The sequence below is a fragment of the Kitasatospora sp. NPDC088548 genome, from assembly GCF_044753005.1.
GTDB lineage: Bacteria > Actinomycetota > Actinomycetes > Streptomycetales > Streptomycetaceae > Kitasatospora.
Window position 1 is genome coordinate 42,728 of the sequence record NZ_JBIVMI010000025.1, and the last position, 20,842, is coordinate 63,569.

Here is a 20,842-nt window from a genome sequence, read left to right on the forward strand (position 1 = left end):
AGGCAAGAGCACAGAGTGATACCTGCACAAAGGGGACCGCGCGTCCTCGGCGCTACCCGACTCAGCCGGTACCGGGACAACAGCACTTCCCCTGAGCGTCAGGAGGCAGCGGTAGAGCGCGTGGCCGCCGACATTGGCGGACACGTCGTCGGGTGGGCCCGCGACATGGATGTGTCGGCCTCAAAGGTCCCGCCGCACGAGCGGCCGGAGCTGGGCGAGTGGATGCGTCGCCCCGACGAGTTCGACGTAATCGCCTGGTGGCGTCTGGACCGGGCCGTCCGCAAGATGGCGGACATGGCCCAGCTTGGCCAGTGGGCCAAGGACCACAAGAAGCGGCTCATCTTCGCCGAGGGGCCCGGGAGCGCCCGGCTTGAGCTGGACTTCGGCTCCCCCATGTCCGAGCTGATCATGATGGTGCTCGCCTTCGCTGCCCAGATGGAGGCGGAGGCCATCAAGGAGCGCACGACCGGGGCATCCGAGTTCCTGCGCTCGGTCGGCCGCTGGTCCGGCGGGCCGGTCCCCTTCCACGCGAGGCCGGTTCCTCACCCGACCGAGGATGAGGGATGGTGGCTTGGCCTCAACGATGAATCGGATGACCCAATGTGGAACACCGCAGAAATCGGCGACCACATGGTGGATATGGCACTCAACGACAAGAGCCGCCACGCGATATCCGACTGGGTGAACAAGAATCACCCGGCCGTAACTCCGGCAAACCACCGGCGCAGGCTTGCCGGGCGAGAAATCGACCCCGATGCGCGCTGGAACCCCGGAATGGTCACCGACTATCTCAGGAACCAGCATCTCACCGGCCGGTTCACGCACAATGGCAAGGTCGTGCGAGATGAGAATGGCGAATACGTGGTCAGGGGCGACGCCCTGATTCCGATCGAAGCTTTCAACCGACTGCAAAACAAGCTCGACGAGACTGCCGGAACGGCCCCGGAGAGGCGATCCGACGCACACCCGCTCCTGGGAATTCTTCATTGCGGAGTCTGCGGCGGACGACTTTACCAAGGCTGGCTTTCGCCAGGCCCGAACCGCAAAGAGCCAAAGCGCCAATACCGCTGCGCGGCAAGGGCACACGGCAAGTCATGCCGAAAGCCTGCATATGTGATCGCCGACGCCGTGGATCGCTACGCGGAGGACCAGTTCCTTACAGCATTCGGAGAAAAGGAGGTGTTCCAGATCATTGCAATACCCGGACAGGACCACAACGCCGAAATCGAGGAACTGACAGCAGACGTGGAGGAGCTGTCGGCTCAACTGGTCGGATTGCGCGGCACCGCCGCTGCGGCAGTCGCACGGCAGCTTCAGGCCCGGTCCGACAGGCTTGACAGGCTTTCCGCTGCACCTGTCATCCCGCCGAGGACGGAGGTCATCGCCACCGGCGAGACCTACGCGAAGCTGTGGCGCAGCGAGGACACGGAAGGCAAGCGGGACCTCCTCCGGCAGGTCGGAGTACGAATAGAGGTTGGAGAGACGACCCGAGGAAGCCGGGACGTGACTCGCCGCCTGTCGTTCGACATCGGGGTGTTCACGGACCCCGAAGCAGCGGCACTTGCAGCCGTTGAGCGAGAGGAACAGCTCGCGTAACACTCTCTAGCCCCGTCCGGCCCCTGTGGGTCGGGCGGGGCTTTCGCATGCCCGGTCCTCGGCACAGAAGCAGGACGAGAGAATCCGCATTCCTGTCCTGGAAGTGACGAAGTGACGAAGTGACGAGTATCTGGCATCCACCCTAAGAAGAAATCCGCCCTTACTCTTACGCGCCGATGCGAACCGTGCCTCACTCCGTCACTTCGTCACGCCTCCCGCAGGACGCGCCGAACCTACGTGCCTTGCAGGGCGGTACCCGCGTGAGGGCTGGATCCCCCGCCGCAACCCCGGCCGGGGGCACTCTGCCCGCCCGCAGGGCCGTGACAGCCGATCAGCCGCTGTGAGGCCCGCCACAGGGCGGTTTGTAGGACCCCGCCAGGCCGGCGAGCAGGCTGGGGCCTGTCCTTGCTCGGCTGCCGCTTGGTACGCGCTGTGGGGGTCCTACAGGCGCGGCGCGTCGGCCGCCAGCGCGAGCGGCCCGATCCCTTAACCACTCCCCATAAATACCCATGACAGCGGAGGTAGGCCGCAGGGTGGTCCCGTTAGGAAAGAAGGTAAGTGTTGTACCTACTTCTGTATCTATCTATAGGAGTACTCACATATAGCTCTGTAGGGGTATTGGGGAAACCTGTATCACCACCACGCTACTTTCCCAACACCACTTCGGGAGGCCGCTCCTGCTGACCATCGGAATCGCCTGCGGCCGGTGTGGCAGGACCCTGGCGGGCCGACAGCGCGCCGTCTGCTCGAACGCCTGCCGTCAGGCACTCAAGCGGGCCGAGAAGCGGACCACCGCCGATCTCATGGGGCGTCCCTGTGATGCCTGCGGCGACGCTTCCGACTACGCCAACGGCCACGGGGCGTGGTGTGAGGCACATACAGCCAGGGCCCGACACGAGGACGCCGAAGCAGCACGCTGGGACGCCATGTGCGCCCTGGAAGGCTGCGAGAACAGCGCCGGATGGGACGGCATGGGCCGGGCCCGCAAGTACTGCTCGAACGCCCACAGCCAGAAGGCGTACCGGCTGCGTAAGGCCGCTGCCGCTGCTGCCGTTATGGCTCCCCGGTTGACTCTGACGCCAGGGAGCGGACGGGAGGGCGTTACCCGCTCCGAGTAACCACAGGTGCCGGGGTGGTGGGACACCCCGACGCCTCGGCTTCCCCTGGCCCTAACTGAATAGCCCTTGATTCCGCCCTGCTCCGCCGATCTCCGGCAGCGCAGGGCTTTTGCATGCAGAAAACCAAAGGACCCAAATGTTTGATCGCAGGGAATTTGTGAGCTCGGTCATGGCGAAGGTTGTGGCAGAGAATGAATCGGAGGAAGGTCGTCCCGCCAAGGTCGATTCTCCGGACGTGACCTCACCGGAGATCACCGCAATGCGCGAGAAGGCGGCGAAGTCGTCCGGCCTTTCTCTGGCGCTGGCTGGCCGGCTGAGCGGAACTACTGAGGCTGAGATCAAGGCGGACGCCGATCGCCTCATGGAGGCAATTCGGTCTATGCCTGCGAACCTGCGCACTCAGCCGAAGTCCATTCTGCCGACCGGTGGAGCTGTCGACCAGCCACCGCACCACCTGGACATTGACCCGATAAAGCTTGCGGCCAACATCATGGCCCGCCGACTTGGAAGCTGAACGCCAATGACCGAAACCAGTGGAATTCCCGAAATCTCGGACCCGTCCATTCGCGTGCTCAACCCGGAGGGCTCGAAGGGAAACGGCCAATTCGGCTGGCACTTCTGGTGCGGCCCGAGCGACACCGACGACACGGCGGAGGACTGTGAATGAATGAGTACCGAAACGCGAACTTCCTGCCCGCCCTGGAAGCAACGGCGAGCGTTCTCACCTTCTCGCCGGAGGGCCGCCCCTCGCTGGCCTATCGGCCCGTGATCGGCTGGCTGTCGGACCCCGTTCTCACTTACGCCGAAAAGACCGGCGGGCACTCGATCCCGTACGCCATTCCGCTCGTTCTCACCGCTAGCGGTGTGGCGCACGGAATGTCCCCGGCGAAAGTTTCCCCGAAGGAAACCGGGGACGGAATCCGCGTGTCGGCCGATGAATTCCTATTGGGCGTATCGCCGACCCGGGCCGAGGCCCAGCAGGTGTACGGCGCCGTCCTGGATGCAATCGAGCGCCTGTTGGTCGACATCGCCGAGCAGCAGGCAGCCGCCGAGGCTGAGGCCCGAGAAGCTGCCGAAAGTGCGGCACGCGCCGAGCGTGAAGCCGCTAAGCATGCTGCCGACATAGCTGCCGCAAAGGTGGCGCAGCGAGCCGACGTGATCAGTGGGGCCGATGCGCTCATTGCCGAGAACCGCGAATTCATCGCATCGCATTCCGTCACCACGCCTGAGGAGAACACCCTTGCCTGAGAATCTGACGTCGGAGCAGCAGCGCGCGAAGCGCCTTGAAATGCTCCGCACCCATGCCGAGAGGGCCATCCCGTATTACGTTGACCTGGTGACCCCGGATTCCGTGCGGGCCGCCCTCGCGGAGCTGGAGAGCACTCGGGAGCGCCGGGACGCCGTGGACGACCTGGTGGGCGCGCTTCGCATGGAGCTGGCAGGCCTGGATGAGAAGGACGCCAGGGCCGCCAAGGACGCGCTCCGCGACGGCAAGCCGATCCCCAAGGCCACGAACCGGGGGCCGCTGGAGAACAAGCTTGCCGAGGCCGAGCGTCAGCAGATGCCGCTGTACGAACTGGCAGCCGAAGCGGCTCACGCGGTGAAGGCCGCAGCCATCGCCGTCCGCGTGGACTGGCGACAGGCCATCTGCGAGGAAGTCGAGAAGACCCGCACCGAAGCGCTGGCTACGACCGCCCGGCTTACCGCTCTCATGGATCAACTCAGCAACTACGCAACGGCAGTTGAGATCATGGACGGCGACCTTGCCCAGCCGTGGGGAGGCAACGAGCGGCAGTGGCGGATCATGGCCCCGCGTGGCGGGATCACATGGGGCGCTGACCGGCAGGCGCTGGACCGGATCGCTTCTGACCGGCTGGAGTACTCGACCACCTATCCCGGCGGTCTGCCCGGCCGACTGAGCCCCGACGCCGATCCGGCGGAGGAGCACAACCCGCTGGCCATTCCGTCGGCCCCGTTCGGCTCCCGAGGATGGTGACCGGGGGCCAGGCGTGGGAGGGCAGCGACCGGCGGGCACGCCTGCCGCGCAACTGGGCCACGCTCCGGCGCAGCGTCATGCAGCGCGCTGGCTGGCAGTGCGAATGGATGCGGGCGGACACGGGCCAGCGCTGCCCCGAGGTGGCGTCCGACTGTGACCACGTGGTCCCCGGCGACGACCACAGCCCGAGCAACCTGCAAGCGCTGTGCGGCTACCACCACGGGGTGAAGTCGGGCCGTGACGGCGGCCTGGCCGCTGCTGCCGGTCGGAAGCCCGGCGGCCGGTACTCACGGCTGCGCAAGCCACCCGAGCACCCTGGTTACGTTGCGTAGCACCTGAGGGTGGGGGAGGACTCCCCTCCCCTTCTCTCAGGGATCGGTGCCGATAGCAGGAATCGGCCTCTCTACGGGTCTGGGAGTTCCGGCCGGGCCCGCCTGTCACCCACTGTGACCTCGCCCAGCGCCTGATTCGCCGCCCGACCCACCCGCGCGTGCACAGCGCGGGTGCACCTGCGCGCCCGCCCACGCACACGTGAGGGCCGCCGAGCCCCAGAACACCCCACAGAGGCGCCACCCGGGGCCCTGGTCGGCCCGACAGCCGGCCGGGGCCCAACGGGTCCACTGAACCCGCCACGGGCCGCCAAGTACCCACCGTGGCAACAAGACTGGAGATGCCCATCCGAACACCCTTCGTCCACCCGCCATGCGGCCGGGCGTGGTCCGGCCAGCGCGCCGAGCACTGCCCGGCCTGTCACGAGACCTTCGCCAGCACCCGAGCAGGCGACGCCCACCGAACCGGCCCGCACAACGCCCGGAGGTGCCTCCCACCGGCCACGGCCGGACTCTGGCAGGACGCCCGGGGCCTCTGGCACCGGAAGCCCTACCTGGACCGCTGAGCGGCCCCCTCGCCCCCGTCTGGCCCTTCACAGGGTCCGGCGGGGGCTTTCGTCGTTTGCCATGACGCCCTCTTGCGCTGATCGGCTGACGGGTCGATAGTCGTGCAACTGAGTGCAATCGACTCGACACAGGGAGAGGTCATGAGGTTGCGTTTCCTGGGGATCATTCCGAACACCCCCGTTGACGACTCGCCGACGATCTGGCTGGACGAGGACACGGGGGATCTGTTGATCCAGTCCTACAAGGCCACGGAAGACGAGGTGAAGGCGTGCCAGCAGATCGGGTCAATCCCCGGTCACAGCACCGACGTTCCGGCTCACGAGACGATCATTCGGCTCCCGGCCGTGATGCTGGAGTACATCCCGCGACCGGAGGGCGTCAACGGTGAAGTACCCCGTACGTGAGGGCCTGGCTGGGGCCCAGCGCTCCGCCGTGCACCTTGAGATGCGCGACAGCTACACGCCGGATGATCCGGAGTTCGCTCGCTGGCGCGCTGGCCATCGGTACAGCAACGATGCGGCCAACCTGCCTGATTGGTGGGCTACTTGGGCCGAGCTGGTGGCCGAGACAACTCGACGCGGTGTGGTCATGAGGCGGGCCCGAATCGTCTCGGAGCCTGTGACGGACTACATCCGGTATGAGCATGACCTCACGTTCGCCAACGTCGCAGCGGGTGAGCAGGTCCGTTGGTTGCCCCGGCGGAAAGCTGCGGACATCGCGCTGCCGGGAACGGACCTGTGGATGTTCGACGGGTCGGCCGTGCTGTTTACCTACTTTTCCGGGGACGGGGAAGTAGTGGACCGGGAATGGCGCACCGAACCGGCCGTCGTGGAGCTGGTCAAGTCCGCCTTTGAGACCGTGTGGGAGCGGGCTACCCCGCACGAGGAATACAAGCTGGCCTGACCCACCATGTCCGTTTCTGGATCGTCTCACGTCCAAGCCGCCCGGCAAGTCCTTGCAGATCGCCTCCGGGAGATGTGCAAGGACGCCGGGTTGGACGGCAAGCAACTGGCGGTGCTGTGCGGCTGGCACCCGTCCAAGGTGTCCCGGATCTCCACCGGCAAGACCTCCCCGTCCGCCGATGATCTCCGTGTGTGGTGCAGTGCGTGCGGCAGGGAGGATGAGACGGCGGACCTGGTTGCCTCCCTGCGGGCCGTGGAAGGCATGTGGGTCGAATGGCGCCGCATGGAGCGTGCAGGGCTGAGAAGGGCGCAGCAGGCCGTTCTGCCTCTGTTCGAACGAACCCATTGGTTCCGGGCCTACTCGTCATGGCTCGTACCTGGACTCCTCCAAACACACGGCTACACCGAGGACGTGTTGCGGGCCGTCCAGCAGAGGCGCGTAACAGTCGACGATGTGGCCGATGCCGTGGCCGTGCGGATGGAACGGCAACGCGTGCTCCGCGAGGGGCAACGGCGTTTCGCGTTCCTGCTTGAGGAGTCCGTACTTCGCAACGGACTTGGTAACGCTGATACCCAGGCCGAACAGCTTGAACGGCTGATCACGGTGAGCACGCTTCCCAATGTCAGCGTCGGGATCGTCCCCGCCCGGCTGCACCGCACACGGATGCCAGTCGAAGGCTTCTGGATCTTCGATATGGCTCAGGTGAACGTCGAGCTTGTGTCTGGGCATCTGACGTTGACGCAGCCCAGCGAGGTGGCGATGTATGCCGACACCTTCGCCACGCTGTCGGACATGGCGGCCTACGGCTTGAAGGCACGTGCGCTGATCACTGCTGCCATTGGTGCTCTCGGGTGATGGCGTGCAATCTCGTAGAATTTTGTGGCTCCCAACTTGTCTGACTTCCTAGCGTGTTGCCCATCGGTTCCAGCGACGCCGAGGGAGTGGCCCGCATGGCGGTGAGCACCAACACCCGCAAGATCAAGACCCGCGAGGAATACAGGGCGGAGCAGCGGAAGCGCGCCCCCGCCGGGGATGCGCTGGCCGACTACGACCCGGCATACGCCGCCAAGGCCATGGGGCGGGGCATCCCGAAGGACTGGCCCCTGTGCACCTGCGGTGCGGACACCTGCCCCGACAGGGGGATCGCGTGACGCTGCCCACGATCCCCACCCTGGCGGTAGGTGCGCCGGAGAACCCCTGTCTTGAATGCGCCTACTTCGATGGGGTCGACGCGCAGTACCCGGCTGACACGAATCCCACCATTGCACGGCACCTGGTTCGGTGGCGGCAGAGGCACGCCGACGACGGCGAGTGCACGAACCCGGTGGTGGTCCCGGATGAGTGACCACCAGGACGACCGCCAGACGGCCACGCAGGACCCCTCAGGGGACGCTGAGCCCGTGGACCCGTTCGAGTGGCTGAGGACCCACCCATGGCCCCGTAAGCGGCCCGCCGGGCCCCGGCCGGTCCTCACCCCCGAGGAACACGCCGGGGTCCCCCTGTCGGCCGAGGACAGGCGTCGGCGCGCCGAGTTGCTGGCGCGGGTCCGAGAAGCCAACCACCCGAGGCACTGACGCCCCGGCCCACCCATACCCCCGCCCCGGCCGTCGTCCCTGGCAGGCAGCCGACCGGAGCGGGTTCCGCAACACCGAACGGCCCGGACGCCAAACGGCGACCCGGTACCGCCTCGCTGTGAGGAGACACCAGTATGCGCAACACGCCGACCGAGCGCCCGCCCGGCCCGATGCCGCCGGACACCCCGGTGACCCCGGCCGCCGGCTGAAACCCCCGAGGGGACGGCTCCGCCCCAACTCGCGGACGGAGCCGCCCCCTTGGGTCTCACCAGGACTCACCCACAGGAGGGAACGCACATGGGAAAGCACGGTGGAGGATCGGGCGGGGACGGCCCCGGCAAGGCCGGTGGTGGTAGCGGCGGCGGGCACTCCGGCAAGCCCGACACCGCGCCGCACGACGGCCAGCGGGATGCGCCGCCCACCAACCTGCCCAAGCCGTCCAAGCCGTAGGGGGAAACCATGACGTGGGACAAGCTGACCGACGCACTCCGGCAGTCCGGGGCGTTGTCGGCCGACTGGGAGAAGACGTTCCGCACCACCCCGCGCGACCTGTTCACCCCGGACCGGATCTTCCACGACGGCGCATGGATCGACCGCGCCGAACACCCGAACCGCTGGGCCGAGTTGGTCACCTCCGACCTGGCCCTTGTGACGCAGGTCTACGACAAGACCGACACCCCGTCGTCGTCCAGTTCCATGCCCACCGTGGTCGCGCAGATGCTCCGGCACCTGGACGTGGCCGAGGGCATGCGGGTCCTGGAGGTGGGCACCGGTACCGGCTGGACGGCGGGTCTGCTGGCCCGCCGGATCGGCGCGGAGAACGTGACCAGCATCGAGCTGGACCCGGACCTTGCAAGCCAGGCCCGATACCGGCTGTACGCCGCCGACCTGCGGCCCACCGTCCTCGCCGGTGACGGCACGCTCGGCCACCCCGAGGGCGCACCGTTCCAGCGGGCCCACTTCACTGCTGCCGTCCAGCGGGTGCCGTCTGCGGCCGTCGAGCAGGTGGAACCCGGCGGCGTCATCCTGGTTCCGTACGGCACGCCGTTCTGCAACGGGGGTCTGCTGCGGCTCACCGTGGCCGAGGACGGGCAGTCGGCGAGCGGCCCGTTCGTCGAGGACGTGTCGTTCATGTGGGTGCGCGACCAGCGCCCCGACAGTGGCGCGTTCGACATCGAGGACGTTCGGCACGCAGCCTCCGGCATCGACCCCGCCGAGGTGGCGGAGCAGACGCACGCCGCCTTCGCCATCGGGCTGCGGATGCCGGACCTGTTCCGACAGGACGTGTGGGCCGGTTACGACCGGTTCGGTACCGGCCGTGCCGAGGTGTGGGACGGCGTGTCGTATGCCCACTGCCGCCTTGCCGACTGGGACGGCAAGCACGCCGTCTCGCAGTCAGGGCCCCGCAACCTGTGGGACGAGGTGACTGCGGCGCACGCCTGGTGGGTACGAAACGGCAAGCCGGACCTCACTCGATTCGGCATGACCGTGACCGTGGCCGGTGAACACCGCCCGTGGCTGGATGAGCCCGGGAACACCATCGGCTAACCCCAGACCGGCCCGGCCGTCGCTACGTCCCCCACTGGGCGGCCGGGCCACCCGCTAGGCACAGCGACCCGAGGACGCGGTAACGTACGCACATAGGTCCGATACGGGTTGTCGAACTGGATCCACTCCTTGCCGCGCAGGGAGTGCCCGACCGGTGCGTGCAGCGCGGCCGCGAGCTCCATCACCTCGCTGTGCGCCCCGCGCACGCCCGCGCCGCAGAACAGGGCGACCTTGCGGGCCGAGTTGAGCGCGCGGGCGAGGGCCTGCACCTGGGACCAGGGCGGCGCGGCGACCGCCTGCTCGGTGAGGAAGTGGCTGGTGCCGGTCGGTCCGGCGGCGGGCAGCGCCGCGACGTCCCCGGGGAAGACCAGCACCGAGACGCCGTGGGCGCCCAGCGCGTGCTGGATCGCCACCCGCAGCAGCCGGGGCAGCTGGGCGGGCGTGGAGACCATCTCGCACCAGCTGCTGCAGTCGGTGAACACCCGCTCGGGGTGGGTCTCCTGGAAGAACCCGGTGCCGATCTGGCCGGACGGGATGTGCGAGGCGAGCGCCAGGACCGGCAGACCGCTGCGCTGGGCGTCGTAGAGGCCCTGGATCAGGTGGGTGTTCCCGGGACCGCAGGAGCCGGCGCAGACCGCGAGCCGGCCGCTGAGCTCGGCCTCGGCGGCCGCCGCGAAGGCGCCGGCCTCCTCGTTGCGTACGTGGGTCCAGCTGATGCCCTCGGCCCGGCGGATGGCGTCCACCACCGGGTTGAGGCTGTCGCCGACCACCCCGTAGACCCGCTCCACCCCGGCCTGCCGGAGCACCTCCACCATCTGCTCGGCCACACTCACCACGGGGGTTCTCCTTCACCGGCCACCGGTTGCCACGGGACACCAGCACCCTCGGCGGTCCGGGACCGCCCCGCACCCGGGGCGGGCCCGAACGGGTGAGCACGAGCCGCCGCTCCTCCCCGCCTCCCCACCGCTCGGCGGCCGTTACCGCTCCGCCGCTACTCCGCCGCGAGGTGGTCCGGTCCCGGGCCGAGCTTGCCCGCCGCCACGCCGGCCTGCGGCTGCCGCCGGGCGGGTTCGCGGCCCGGCGGCTGGACGCAGCGCTCCTGCCCCGGCGGCACGGTGATCGGGACGGTGACCGGCGTACCCGCCTTGACCTGCACCGCCTCGCCGTCGTGCCGCAGGTGGATCAGCTCGCCCCGGCGCAGCGTGTACGTCGTCCCCTCGTGGGTGATCCGCACCCCGAGCAGCTGGCCGCGGACCATCAGCGAGAAGCTGAGCCGCATCAGACCGGCCGGCAGCCGGGGCCGGAAGGAGAGCGCCTCGCTGTGGTCCCGCAGCCCGCCGAACCCGGCGACCAGAGCGATGCAGGCCCCGGCGAGCGAGGCCATGTGCAGGCCGTCGCGGGTGTTGCCGCCGAGGTCGTGGAGGTCCATCAGGGCGGCCTCGGCGGTGTAGTCGTACGCGAGGTCGATTTGCCCGACCTCGGCGGCGATCACCGCCTGGGTGCCGGCGGAGAGCGAGGAGTCGCGGACGGTCAGCCGCTCGTAGTAGGCGAAGTTGCGGGCCTTCTGCTCGTCGGTGAAGGCGTCGCCGCGGACCTGCATGGCGAGCACCAGGTCGGCCTGCTTCACCACCTGTTTCCGGTACAGGTCGAAGTACGGATAGTGCAGCAGCAGCGGGTAGTTCTCCGGTGGGGTGCCGTCGAAGTCCCAGAGCTGGTGGTCGGTGAAGCCGTCGGCCTGCGGGTGGACGCCGAGGTTGGTGTCGTACGGGATGTACATCGCGGCGGCGGCGTCCCGCCAGGCGGCGGTCTCCTCGGTGTCCACGCCGAGCGCGGCGGCCTCGCGCGGGTGCCGGCCGGCGGCCTCGGCCGCGACCCGCAGGTTGGTCTGCGCCATCAGGTTGGTGAAGATGTTGTTGTCGGCGACGGCGCTGTACTCGTCCGGGCCGGTGACGCCCTCGATGCGGAACTTGCCGGCGGCGTCGTGGTGGCCGAGCGAGCGCCACATCCGGGCCGTCTCGACCAGCAGTTCGAGCCCGTACTCGCGCTCGAACTCGACGTCCCCGGTGGCCCGTACGTACCGGGCGACGGCGACCGCGATGTCCGCGCCGATGTGGAACGCCGCCGTGCCGGCCGGCCAGTAGCCGGAGCACTCCTCGCCGCGGATCGTCCGCCACGGGAACACCGCGCCGGAGAGGCCGAGTTGGGCCGCGCGCTCACGGGCCATCGGGAGCGTGCTGTGCCGCCAGCGCAATGCCTGGTTGACGGCGCTCGGCAGGCTGTAGGTGAGCACCGGAAGGACGAAGGTCTCGGTGTCCCAGAAGCTGTGCCCGTCGTAGCCGGGACCGGTCAACCCCTTGGCGGGGATGGCCCGTTCCTCGCTGCGCGCGCCCGCCTGGAGCACATGGAACACGGCGAACCGGACGGCCTGCTGGAGTTCGACGTCACCCTCGATCTCGATGTCGCTGGTGTCCCAGAACTCCCGTAGGAACTCGGCCTGTTCGTCCACCAGACCCTCCCAGCCGGTGTACCGGGCGGCGGTCAGCGCGGCCTCGACCTGGTCCCGTACGGCGGGCAGCGAGCGGGTCGCCGACCAGCCGTACGCCATGAACTTCACCAGCCGCAGCCGCTGGCCCGGTTCGAGCACGGTGGTGACGCTGATCCGGCCGTGGTCCGCCTCGCTCTCGGCGACGGTGTTCATCCGCTCCGGGCCTTCGATGATGTGGTCCATGCCGGCCGCGACCCGGATGCCGCTGTAGCGGGTGCGGTGCACCAGGACGGCCTTGGTGCCGCTCGCATGGTGCACCTCGGCCAGCAGCGGAGCCTCCAGCACGGCGGCCGCCCGGGGGTCGCCGTCGACGCCGCCGGGCAGCTGCTCGTTGGCGACCAGCTCCGACTGCAGGACGATCCGCACCGGCCCGTCCACCGCCTCGACGGTGTACTCCACGGCGGCGACGGCCCGCTGGGTGAGCGAGACCAGCCGGGTCGAGTGCACCCTGATGGTCCGCCCGGCCGGGGAGGTCCACTCCGCCTCGCGCCGCAGCAGGCCCTCGCGGAAGTTCAACCACCGCCGGTGGCTGAGCAGTTCGCCGTAGCGGAGGTCGAAGGGCTCGTCGTCCACCAGCAGTCGGATGATCTTGCCGTTGGTCACGTTGATGACGCTCTGACTGGACTCCGGGTAGCCGTAGCCGCCCTCGCCGTACGGCAGCGGGCGCAGCTCGAAGACGCCGTTCAGATAGGTACCGGGCAGACCGTGCGGCTCGCCCTCGTCCAGGTTGGCACGCAGGCCGATATGCCCGTTGGAGAGCGCGAAGACGGACTCGGCGCGGGCCATCGAGGCCAGGTCCAGGCCGTGCTCGGCGATCTGCCAGGGGTCGACGACGAAGATGTCCTGGCCGTTCATGCCGCCTCCTCCGGGATCAGCTCGGCAAGGTCGGTGACGACCACGGTGGCGCCGTTGCGGCGCAGTTCGGCGGCCTGGCCGGTGCGGTCCACACCGACCACCGCGCCGAAGCCGCCGGCCCGGCCCGAGACGACCCCGGCGAGGGCGTCCTCGAAGACGGCGGCGTGCGCCGGCGCGACGCCCAGCGACCTCGCCGCGGCCAGGTAGGTGTCGGGCGCGGGCTTGCCGGGCAGGCCCTCGCGGCGGGCGACGATGCCGTCCACGATCACGTCGAACAGCTCCTCGATCCCGGCGGCCCGCAGCACGTCCCGGCAGTTGGCGCTGGACGAGACCACGGCGCTGGGCAGCCCGAGCGCGCGCAGCCGGCGCACGTACGCGACCGAGCCGTCGTACGGCTGGACGCCCTGCTCGCGGATCATGCGCAGCACGGTGTCGTTCTTGGCGGCGCTGATCCCGTGCACGGTGCGGGCGCCGGGCGGATCGGCGTCGGTGCCCTCGGGCAGGTCGATGCCCCGGCTGTGCAGGAACGCCCTGGTGCCGTCCAGGCGTGGACGGCCGTCCACGTGGGTGTCGTAGTCGGTGACGGCGTCGAAGGGAACGAACTGCCCACCGGTGCGGGCCGCTTCGGCGCGCAGGAAGGCGTCGAAGGTGTCCTTCCAGGCCGCGGCGTGCACCTTGGCGGTCTGGGTGAGCACCCCGTCGAGGTCGAAGAGGAAAGCGCGGATGTCGTCCGGTAGCCCCAGCATGGGTGCAGTCTTACCCGCGAACACGGGGAAGCCGCCCATTTCCCGGCGGCGCGTCGCGGGACGGGCGGCTTCCGCTTGCTCAGCCCCTCACGGGGAGTCGGGCGAGGCGATCAGCGCGAACACGGCGCCCTGCGGGTCCTGGACGACCGCCATCCGGCCGGACTGCATGTCGAACGGCGGCTGGATCACCGAACCGCCCGCCTTGACCAGGGCGTCCACGGTGGAGTCGGTGTCGTCCACCGAGAAGTAGGTCATCCAGTGCGGGGGCGTGCCGGGCGCCAGGTACCCGGCGGTCTTCTGCATACCGCCCACGGTGCGGTCGCCGACGTTGAGCGAGAAGTAGCCGTCCATGCCCTGGATGGTCGCCGGGCGCAGGCCCACCGCCTGGTGGTAGAACCGCCCGGCGGCCTCGGTGTCGGTGGTGTTGAGCTCGTTCCAGACCAGTGCGCCGGGCTCGTTGACGATCCCCGCGCCGGCGAAGTCCACCTTCTGCCAGACGCCGAACACCGCGCCGGTCGGATCGGCGGCGACCAGCATCCGGCCGACGGAGCCGACGTCCATCACCGGGTAGAGGATCGTGCCGCCGTTGTCGGCGATGGCCCGGCTGGCGGCTTCGGCGTCGTCCGTGGCCAGGTAGGTGGTCCAGGCGACGGGCGGGAGGGGCTCGCCCTCGGGCGCCATCGCCGCCATGATCCCGGCGACCGGCTTGCCGTTCAGCGAGCACACGGAGTACCCGCCGAACTCGGGCGGGCCGACGTGGCCCTGCCAGCCGAACAGGTCGCGGTAGAAGTCGAGCGCGGCCTGCTGGTCGCTCGCCATCAGGTCGACCCAGCACGGGGTGCCGGGCTTGTACGGAGCGGTGACTACGGGCATGGCTGGGCCTCCAGAGCGATGGTCCCCCGCCGACGACGGCCGTCCGCCACGGACGGCGGGTACATCGCCCACGATCGCCGCGTCACCGCGATCCCGCCACCGGACGGCGCCCTGGTGGGCGACCCCGGGCGGGCCTCGCGGCGGACGGTCACCGCCCGTGCCGGTCCGGTCGCCCCGGGGCGCCGGTTCCCGCCGGGCGCGTCCCCCGGGGCCCGGGGCCCTTCACCCGGAGGCCTCCTCGTGCGGCGGCCGCTTCACGAAGTACGGCTGCGCCTTGCCGCTCTGCGCGTAGTCCTTGAGCCGGACCAGCAGTTCGGCCCAGGTGCCGGCCACCATCGGGACGCCCTCCTCGCTGCCGGGCTGCCAGCCGCCGTGGCGGAACAGCAGCCGGGTGCGGCCGGGCGCTCCGGGCTGCTCGGCGAGGTCCCAGCTGATCCAGGTGCCGGCCCAGTGCGGCGGGAAGGTGCCGACGTTCGTCCACACCACCCGGTCCTGGTCGGCCCGCTCGCGGCGCAGCCGGAAGGGCTCGGGCACATCGGGGAAGTCGAAGAGCAGGACGTCGTCGCCGTCGCGGTCCACCGCGGTCGTCCACCAGCTGGTCAGCCCGTCGTGGGTGCTGAGCGCGGCCAGGACGACGGCGCGGGGCGCGGCGATGTCGAGTTGCAGGGCGATCTCGGCCATGGGGTCCGCCTCTCGGGCCTACGGCCCCCCTTCCCGGCCACCATGGCACGGCCCCGGGACACCCGCGCCCCGGGCGCGCCGGACAGGGGCCGGTGCCACCCGGCGGCCGCTACCCGCCGCTGCCGTAGGTGGTGTTGGCGCAGATGTCGTCGTCCGCCGAGCGGGAGTCGCCGGTGACGCTGCTCGGCAGCGGCTGCGGGGCCGCCGGCGGCCCCGCCGAGGTGCCGGGGGTACCGGAGCCGGCCGCGCCGCCGTTGGCGGCGGCGAAGTCCTTCCCGAGGATCACGGTGACGCCCGGCGAGGTGCCGGCCTCGACGGTCGCGCCCGGGAACAGCGCGGCGACCTTCTCCGCGCCCGCCTTCTGCCCGGAGCCGTACTCGATCATCGTGGTCGCGTACTTGGTGCCGGCCGCGGTGCCCATCTTGGTGACGGTGAACTTCGCCGCCTTCAGCATCTCGCCCGCCTTGCCCGCCGCGCCCGCGGTGGTGGTCCCGTTGTACACGGCCACCTTGACGGCCGTGTTGCCCTCGTCGGCCGCCGCGGACGGCGAGGGGGGCGCGGTCTCGAGCGCGGCCGACGTGCCGGGCGCGGCCGGCTGCTCGCCGGTGGCGTTCTGGCCGTCGATGGTCCGGTCGGCCTTGAGGGTCTCCCAGAGCTTGGCGGCGTCGGCCTGGACGAGGTCGATGTTCTTGTCCTGGGTGCGGTAACGCCAGGGCACGGTCACGAACTTGAGGTCGTGCATGTCGATGTTCTTCAGCGAGAGACCGAAGGAGAGCAGCTTGTCCGCGGAGCGGAGCCCTGGGTCGACGAGCAGCGACTTGGTGGCGGCGTCGGCGAGCGGGAGCAGCGTGGTGGGGCTGAGCCCCTCGCCCTTGATCTTGGTGGCGAGCGAGCCGAGGAAGGCCTGCTGACGCTTCATCCGGCCGATGTCGGAGCCGTCGCCGATGCCGTGCCGCAGCCGGACGTAGTCGAGCGCCTGCTGGCCCGCCACCTTCTGCTTGCCCTGCGGGAGGACGACGTTGCCCTTCCTGCCGAGATGCGGGTTGACGTCGCCCTCGTAGATCGGCTTCGGCAGACAGACCTCCACCCCGTCCACGGCCTTGGTCATCGCGGAGAAGCCCTGGAAGTCCACCACGATGGTGTGGTCGACCCGGATGCCGGTGAGCTTCTCCACGGTGTTCTGGGTGCAGGCCGGGTTGCCGTCGTCCGAACCGCCCGTGGAGAAGGCCTCGTTGAACATCGCGCTCGGACTCCCCTTGGTCCACTTGCCGTTCGGCAGCTTGCAGGGAGGCATGACGACCATGGCGTTGCGCGGGATGGAGATGCCGACGGCGTGCTTGTGGTCGGCGTAGACGTGCAGCAGGATCGTGGTGTCCGAGCGGGCGCCGCCGTCCTCGCCGCCGCCGAGGTCGCTGTTGTTCTTGCCCCGGCTGTCCGAGCCGATCAGCAGCACGTTCACCGGCTTGTTGCCGTCCGCGTCGGCCTGCGCCTCCGGCGGGCGGTCGGCGGCGATCGCGTCCGCGTCGAAGGACTTGATGTTGCCGTTCAGCTTCAGGTAGATCGCGCCGCCCGCGCCGGCTATCAGCACCAGCACGCCGGCCGCCGACCAGGCGACGATCTTCTTGACGTTCTTCCCGGGCTTCCGGCTGTTGCGCGCCGCCGCCCGGCCACCGCCCGCCGCCACCGGGGAGCTCGCCCCGCCCTGGGCCGCCCGCCGGGCCTCGGCCCGTCCGCCGCCACGCGGCTGCGGTACCCCGTCGCCGGTCCCCTCGGCCGTGGCCGCGCCGGGCGCGCTCTCACCACGAGCCGGGCCCTCGCCCCACTGACCTGACATGCGTGAACCTTTCACCGGCGGACGCGGCACCCACCCGGTCCGGGCGCGCTGCACACAGAAAGACGGTCGAAACCGCCCCCGGGTTGCACATCCGAAGGTCGCAATGACCGATGAACGCCCCACGCGACCGCTTCCGGAACCCCTCCCGAGCCCCTGCCGTCACAGGAGACCCTTCGGGAGCATACAAGGCCGGTCATATTGATCTCGGGCCTTGCGCGGAAGCCCCTCCGACGGCCTCCCACCCCCTCCGCCACACCACCGCCACCGCCCCCGGCTCCCGCCGCAAGGACCTTTCAGGGCAACGAATCGCACCCCGGAAGGTGCCGTCCACCCGGCCGAACCGGCTTCGGATCAACGGACTTCACCGAAATCGCGGTCCGCCTCGGGGCGGGGGCCGCGGCCGCCTCCGGTCTCACTTGACCTGCGGGACGATGGCCTTCGCCAGCGCCACCACATCGGGGAAGGCCCCGTACTTGTTGTCGGAGCTCACGGACAGCACCCGGTCACCGACCCGCGCCACGACGAACTCCTTGCCGACGTAGGCCTTCCGGTCGACCCTGACGAGGACGCTCTCCGCCCCCAGGCCGTCGACCCCGCTGACGGTCACCGTCACCGGATTGAATCCCCCGGAGGAACCGATCTCATAGGTGCTTCCGCAGATGCCCTTGAGCACCGTCAGCCTGCTGAGGACCCTCGCCGCGTCACCCGCGTGGTAGGAGTTCACCGTGATCCCGACCTCGCCGGCCGACGGGCCGACGACCCCCTCGGATGCGTACGCGGCCGGGCTGCCGAGCGCCGCCGCCGTGCCGTGGGAGGCCAGTTGCTCGCAGGAGGGCAACAGCGTCGGGCTGGGAGCCGCGGACGGCGGCACCTGCGCCGGGCCGCTGTCGCTCTCCGTGAAGATGGGAGACAGCTGCCACCCCGCGGGCAGGGTGTCGCCGGTCGGCAGATAGGTCTTCAGAACCGACCCCGGCACCACATTCGGGTCCACCGTCGGGGTGGCGGGCGCCACCGGCGACAGGCTGGAGACGGAGGCGCTGACCGTCGCGGCGGACGTTCCGGCCGGCGCGCCGTCGGCCGGCTTCGCCGCCGGCTCCGAGGTGCAGCCTGCGCAGACGACCGCCGCGCACACGATCCCAACAGCCGCGGAGAACCGCAATCCACTCATCAACCCCCCATCCCTCGCCCCTGCATGACAGTTGACCAGCCTGACATGTTCCACCCCCACGAGCCACCTGTGGGCCCGAACCCGACGCCCGGACCGATCTCGGACGCCGGCGCCCGCCTCGAACAGGACGCCGCGCGACATGTCCGGCCGACGTACCACGCAGGGGTGCCGCGACGGTCCGTGAACCTCCCGCTGGAGACGGAGCCCGCCGAACGACGTCCTACAGGGGCGGAAAGGGGAGCGCCGACAGCCTGGAGAACATGAAAAAGGCCAGGTCGGAACAGTCCGACCTGGCCTTGACAGTGGTGGGCCGCCAGGGGCTCGAACCCTGAACCTACGGATTAAAAGTCCGATCCGGCGTCAATTTCATTCGTCCAGAACCATCTCACTTCGTCTGCCCGGAGCCACGTTCGTCCAGGTCAGGCAGGCCATCGCTGCACGCTGCCGAGCACCCATTCCATGCACGTCCAATCCAGACCAGCCCCGTGTCAGGCGGCTCTGTCCCCGCGTTGTCCCCGCACTGTCCCCGCGTTGTCCCCGCAGACTGGCCTGCGGCGGCCTCAGCGCACCGTTCACGCTACGTGACCAGCGGCGATGTGAACCTGATATTCGAAGGCTTCGGATTTCCCGTCGCGAGGACTCGAATTTCACCTCTGCCGAGCCGTGGCGCCCCACCCGGCTCCTGTTACGAGCTGTGCATCCCGACACGGGGCGTCCAGAGAGGCGCCAGCATCGCCCATCGCATCCTGTGCTCTCCTGGCTGGCCAACTCCACGGGGCCATCTTGCAGAGCATGATGGAAGTGGGACCTTCGGAGACGTGGAGCATCTGCCATGGCTGGTATCAGGAGCTCGGTTCATCGGTACTGCGACTGCCGTGCACCGATTCTCACGCCTGCCGGACGCCCCGTACTCGGCGCAGACGGCAAGCCGCGCTACTACCGGTTGGGGGCCGCTTGCCCGAGCCTGACCAACCGGCGCCACGGTTCCTGGTGCTACGACGTCACCCTGCCTCACCTGCCTGGCGCCAAGCGCGAACGCCGCCGCGCAAGCGGTTTCCCCACACGTCGAGAAGCGCTCGCTGCGGCGGATCACCTGCGTAACACTGCGCTGGCCGTGCCTGGCCCGCCAGGTGTTGGCCTGACCACCGGCGACTTCCTGCGGCAGTGGCTGTCCGATAAGGCCCCGGGCCTTGCGCCGACCACTGCACGCTCCTATGAGGGCCACCTGCGCCTACATCTGCTGCCGTGCCTCGATGCTGTACCTCTGGCCGAGCTCAGGCCGCATCACATCGCCGATGTGTTCGATGCGATCGACGCCCGTAACAGCGCCATCAGCGTCCAGCGTGACCAGTACGCCAGCGCACACACGCGGCACCAGGAGTGGAAGTCCCGGTATGGACGCAGTCCCGGCCACCCTCGCGCCAACGCTCCCCCGCCCGCTGTGCCAGAGCCCTCTCTACGCCACCGGCCGCGTGGTGCCCAGCCGCGTGTCGTCAGTGCGGCGACCAAGCAGCGTATCCGTGCCACTCTGCGCTCGGCCTTGTCAGATGCTCGACGGCAACTGCTCATCCCCGTCAACTGGGCCGGCCTGGTCCAACTCCCGCCTGTGCACAAGCCGCGGGCCCTGCTGTGGACACCCGCGCGCATCGCTGCCTGGGAGGGCACTGGTGTGCGCCCAAGCTCGGTCATGGTGTGGACAGAGGAGCAGACTGGCGGATTCCTCGATGCCGTCGTCGAGGACTGGCTGTACGCGCTGTGGCACCTGCTGATCTACCGTGGTCTGCGCCGCGGCGAGGCGGTCGGCCTACGCTGGAGCGAGGTCGACCTGGATCTCGGGACGATCGACATCACCCGTCAGGTGATCCAACTCGGCTATGTCCCCTACGAGGCCACACCCAAGCAGCACAGTGAACGCACCCTCGCGCTCGACAGTGGCACCATCGGGGCCCTGACCACCCACCGCAGTCGGATGAGGGAGGCATCACGCCGTCGGGGCGACCCGTGGGCGCCGGGCGGTCGCGTTTTCGTCCGCGCGGACGGCAGCCCGCTCCACCCTGACTACGTCTCCAAGCGCTTCCGACTGCTCTGCAGGCGCAGCGGCTCACCTCCGGTCCGCCTGCACGACCTGCGCCACGAAGCAGCCACCCTCACGCTGACTGCGGTAGGGGACCGAAGAGTGGTCCAGGACCTGCTCGGCCATGCGACCATCGCCACCACGGACGACTACGCGTCCGTAAGTCCCGCCCGTGCCCGTGCCTCAGCTGAGGCAGCCGCGGCGCTGGTACCGCGACGCCGCAACCGCTTACCCCGATGCCCTCGAGCACGTCCCTGCCGGAGCCGCCGCGGTGGTGCCATTGCACAAGTATGCGGACGGGCGCCCGCTCGCTCGGGCTGGTGGCGGCATGTTGCTGCTTGACCAGTTTCCAGGTCCCCTGCCTGTAAATCCGCCTCTGAGGTAGTCGACCATCAAGCGGGAACATTGGGTAGATTCAATCTATGTAGATTGAAT

Annotated in this window: 18 protein-coding genes and 1 pseudogene; 12 read left to right on the forward strand and 7 right to left on the reverse strand. The window is 69.5% G+C overall.

Annotated features, from left to right (window positions below; all coding sequences use genetic code 11):
* Positions 1-15: 15 nt before the first annotated feature.
* The 11 genes from ACIP82_RS27700 (at position 16) to ACIP82_RS27750 (ending at position 9,631) form a co-directional block, all read left to right on the forward strand.
* A complete protein-coding gene (locus ACIP82_RS27700) occupies positions 16-1,596 on the forward strand; it encodes a recombinase family protein (RefSeq protein WP_400657175.1) in 1,581 nt (526 codons plus the stop codon).
* A 1,254-nt stretch (positions 1,597-2,850) separates the two neighbouring features.
* Positions 2,851-3,228 carry a hypothetical protein gene (locus ACIP82_RS27705; RefSeq protein ID WP_400657176.1) on the forward strand — a complete coding sequence of 126 codons (378 nt, stop codon included), beginning with the start codon at positions 2,851-2,853 and terminating at the stop codon, positions 3,226-3,228.
* 6 nt (positions 3,229-3,234) lie between these two features.
* Positions 3,235-3,381 carry a hypothetical protein gene (locus ACIP82_RS27710; RefSeq protein ID WP_400657177.1) on the forward strand — a complete coding sequence of 49 codons (147 nt, stop codon included), beginning with the start codon at positions 3,235-3,237 and terminating at the stop codon, positions 3,379-3,381.
* Complete coding sequence (locus ACIP82_RS27715; protein ID WP_400657179.1) at positions 3,378-3,962, forward strand: hypothetical protein; 585 nt, start codon at positions 3,378-3,380, stop codon at positions 3,960-3,962. Before ACIP82_RS27710 ends, ACIP82_RS27715 begins: the two co-directional genes overlap by 4 nt.
* Complete coding sequence (locus ACIP82_RS27720) at positions 3,955-4,710, forward strand: hypothetical protein (RefSeq protein WP_400657181.1); 756 nt, start codon at positions 3,955-3,957, stop codon at positions 4,708-4,710. Before ACIP82_RS27715 ends, ACIP82_RS27720 begins: the two co-directional genes overlap by 8 nt.
* A gap of 1,036 nt (positions 4,711-5,746) precedes the next feature.
* Positions 5,747-6,010, forward strand: coding sequence for a hypothetical protein (locus ACIP82_RS27725; RefSeq protein ID WP_400657183.1), 264 nt, complete (start codon positions 5,747-5,749; stop codon positions 6,008-6,010).
* Positions 5,991-6,509, forward strand: a complete 519-nt coding sequence (locus ACIP82_RS27730; protein WP_400657185.1) for a DUF6879 family protein — start codon at positions 5,991-5,993, stop codon at positions 6,507-6,509. The genes ACIP82_RS27725 and ACIP82_RS27730 overlap by 20 nt, the downstream gene beginning before the upstream one ends.
* 6 nt (positions 6,510-6,515) lie before the next feature.
* Positions 6,516-7,364 carry a helix-turn-helix domain-containing protein gene (locus ACIP82_RS27735; protein WP_400657187.1) on the forward strand — a complete coding sequence of 283 codons (849 nt, stop codon included), beginning with the start codon at positions 6,516-6,518 and terminating at the stop codon, positions 7,362-7,364.
* Positions 7,365-7,459: 95 nt separating this feature from the next.
* Positions 7,460-7,660, forward strand: a complete 201-nt coding sequence (locus tag ACIP82_RS27740; protein ID WP_400657190.1) for a hypothetical protein — start codon at positions 7,460-7,462, stop codon at positions 7,658-7,660.
* Between the two features lie 720 nt (positions 7,661-8,380).
* On the forward strand, positions 8,381-8,533 hold the full coding sequence (locus ACIP82_RS27745) for a hypothetical protein (RefSeq protein WP_355253943.1): 153 nt from the start codon (positions 8,381-8,383) through the stop codon (positions 8,531-8,533).
* A gap of 9 nt (positions 8,534-8,542) precedes the next feature.
* Positions 8,543-9,631, forward strand: coding sequence for a protein-L-isoaspartate O-methyltransferase (locus ACIP82_RS27750; RefSeq protein WP_400657192.1), 1,089 nt, complete (start codon positions 8,543-8,545; stop codon positions 9,629-9,631).
* 101 nt (positions 9,632-9,732) lie between these two features.
* Here the strand turns inward: ACIP82_RS27750 and ACIP82_RS27755 are convergent.
* The 7 genes and pseudogenes from ACIP82_RS27755 to ACIP82_RS27785 all read right to left on the reverse strand — a co-directional run.
* Positions 9,733-10,446, reverse strand: a pseudogene (locus ACIP82_RS27755) (thiamine pyrophosphate-binding protein); the annotation flags it as partial.
* A 176-nt stretch (positions 10,447-10,622) separates the two neighbouring features.
* Positions 10,623-13,031: a glycoside hydrolase family 65 protein gene (locus ACIP82_RS27760; protein WP_400657194.1), complete on the reverse strand. Its 2,409-nt coding sequence runs from the start codon at positions 13,029-13,031 to the stop codon at positions 10,623-10,625.
* Entirely contained in the window at positions 13,028-13,777 is a 750-nt protein-coding gene (locus ACIP82_RS27765; RefSeq protein ID WP_400657197.1) for an HAD family hydrolase, read from the reverse strand. The genes ACIP82_RS27760 and ACIP82_RS27765 overlap by 4 nt, the downstream gene beginning before the upstream one ends.
* An 87-nt stretch (positions 13,778-13,864) precedes the next feature.
* Positions 13,865-14,650, reverse strand: coding sequence for a VOC family protein (locus tag ACIP82_RS27770; RefSeq protein WP_400657200.1), 786 nt, complete (start codon positions 14,648-14,650; stop codon positions 13,865-13,867).
* Between the two features lie 222 nt (positions 14,651-14,872).
* A complete protein-coding gene (locus ACIP82_RS27775) occupies positions 14,873-15,331 on the reverse strand; it encodes an SRPBCC domain-containing protein (RefSeq protein WP_363611027.1) in 459 nt (152 codons plus the stop codon).
* A gap of 109 nt (positions 15,332-15,440) precedes the next feature.
* Positions 15,441-17,165: an LCP family protein gene (locus tag ACIP82_RS27780; protein WP_400657204.1), complete on the reverse strand. Its 1,725-nt coding sequence runs from the start codon at positions 17,163-17,165 to the stop codon at positions 15,441-15,443.
* Positions 17,166-17,577: 412 nt separating this feature from the next.
* Positions 17,578-18,333, reverse strand: coding sequence for a hypothetical protein (locus ACIP82_RS27785; RefSeq protein ID WP_400657207.1), 756 nt, complete (start codon positions 18,331-18,333; stop codon positions 17,578-17,580).
* 832 nt (positions 18,334-19,165) lie between these two features.
* Between ACIP82_RS27785 and xerC the strand changes: the two genes are divergently transcribed.
* Entirely contained in the window at positions 19,166-20,749 is a 1,584-nt protein-coding gene (gene xerC / locus ACIP82_RS27790; RefSeq protein WP_400657209.1) for a tyrosine recombinase XerC, read from the forward strand.
* The last annotated feature ends 93 nt before the right edge of the window (positions 20,750-20,842 follow it).

Bases quoted from the DNA above. Each gene is read 5' to 3' on its own strand.
- ACIP82_RS27725 (WP_400657183.1), top strand. From the start codon at position 5,747: ATGAGGTTGCGTTTCCTGGGGATCATTCCGAACACCCCCGTTGACGAC.
- xerC (WP_400657209.1), top strand. From the start codon at position 19,166: ATGGCTGGTATCAGGAGCTCGGTTCATCGGTACTGCGACTGCCGTGCA.
- ACIP82_RS27705 (WP_400657176.1), top strand. From the start codon at position 2,851: ATGTTTGATCGCAGGGAATTTGTGAGCTCGGTCATGGCGAAGGTTGTG.
- ACIP82_RS27780 (WP_400657204.1), bottom strand. From the start codon at position 17,165: ATGTCAGGTCAGTGGGGCGAGGGCCCGGCTCGTGGTGAGAGCGCGCCC.
- ACIP82_RS27785 (WP_400657207.1), bottom strand. From the start codon at position 18,333: ATGAGTGGATTGCGGTTCTCCGCGGCTGTTGGGATCGTGTGCGCGGCG.
- ACIP82_RS27710 (WP_400657177.1), top strand. From the start codon at position 3,235: ATGACCGAAACCAGTGGAATTCCCGAAATCTCGGACCCGTCCATTCGC.
- ACIP82_RS27745 (WP_355253943.1), top strand. From the start codon at position 8,381: ATGGGAAAGCACGGTGGAGGATCGGGCGGGGACGGCCCCGGCAAGGCC.
- ACIP82_RS27740 (WP_400657190.1), top strand. From the start codon at position 7,460: ATGGCGGTGAGCACCAACACCCGCAAGATCAAGACCCGCGAGGAATAC.
- ACIP82_RS27715 (WP_400657179.1), top strand. From the start codon at position 3,378: ATGAATGAGTACCGAAACGCGAACTTCCTGCCCGCCCTGGAAGCAACG.
- ACIP82_RS27765 (WP_400657197.1), bottom strand. From the start codon at position 13,777: ATGCTGGGGCTACCGGACGACATCCGCGCTTTCCTCTTCGACCTCGAC.
- ACIP82_RS27750 (WP_400657192.1), top strand. From the start codon at position 8,543: ATGACGTGGGACAAGCTGACCGACGCACTCCGGCAGTCCGGGGCGTTG.
- ACIP82_RS27735 (WP_400657187.1), top strand. From the start codon at position 6,516: ATGTCCGTTTCTGGATCGTCTCACGTCCAAGCCGCCCGGCAAGTCCTT.
- ACIP82_RS27760 (WP_400657194.1), bottom strand. From the start codon at position 13,031: ATGAACGGCCAGGACATCTTCGTCGTCGACCCCTGGCAGATCGCCGAG.
- ACIP82_RS27770 (WP_400657200.1), bottom strand. From the start codon at position 14,650: ATGCCCGTAGTCACCGCTCCGTACAAGCCCGGCACCCCGTGCTGGGTC.
- ACIP82_RS27775 (WP_363611027.1), bottom strand. From the start codon at position 15,331: ATGGCCGAGATCGCCCTGCAACTCGACATCGCCGCGCCCCGCGCCGTC.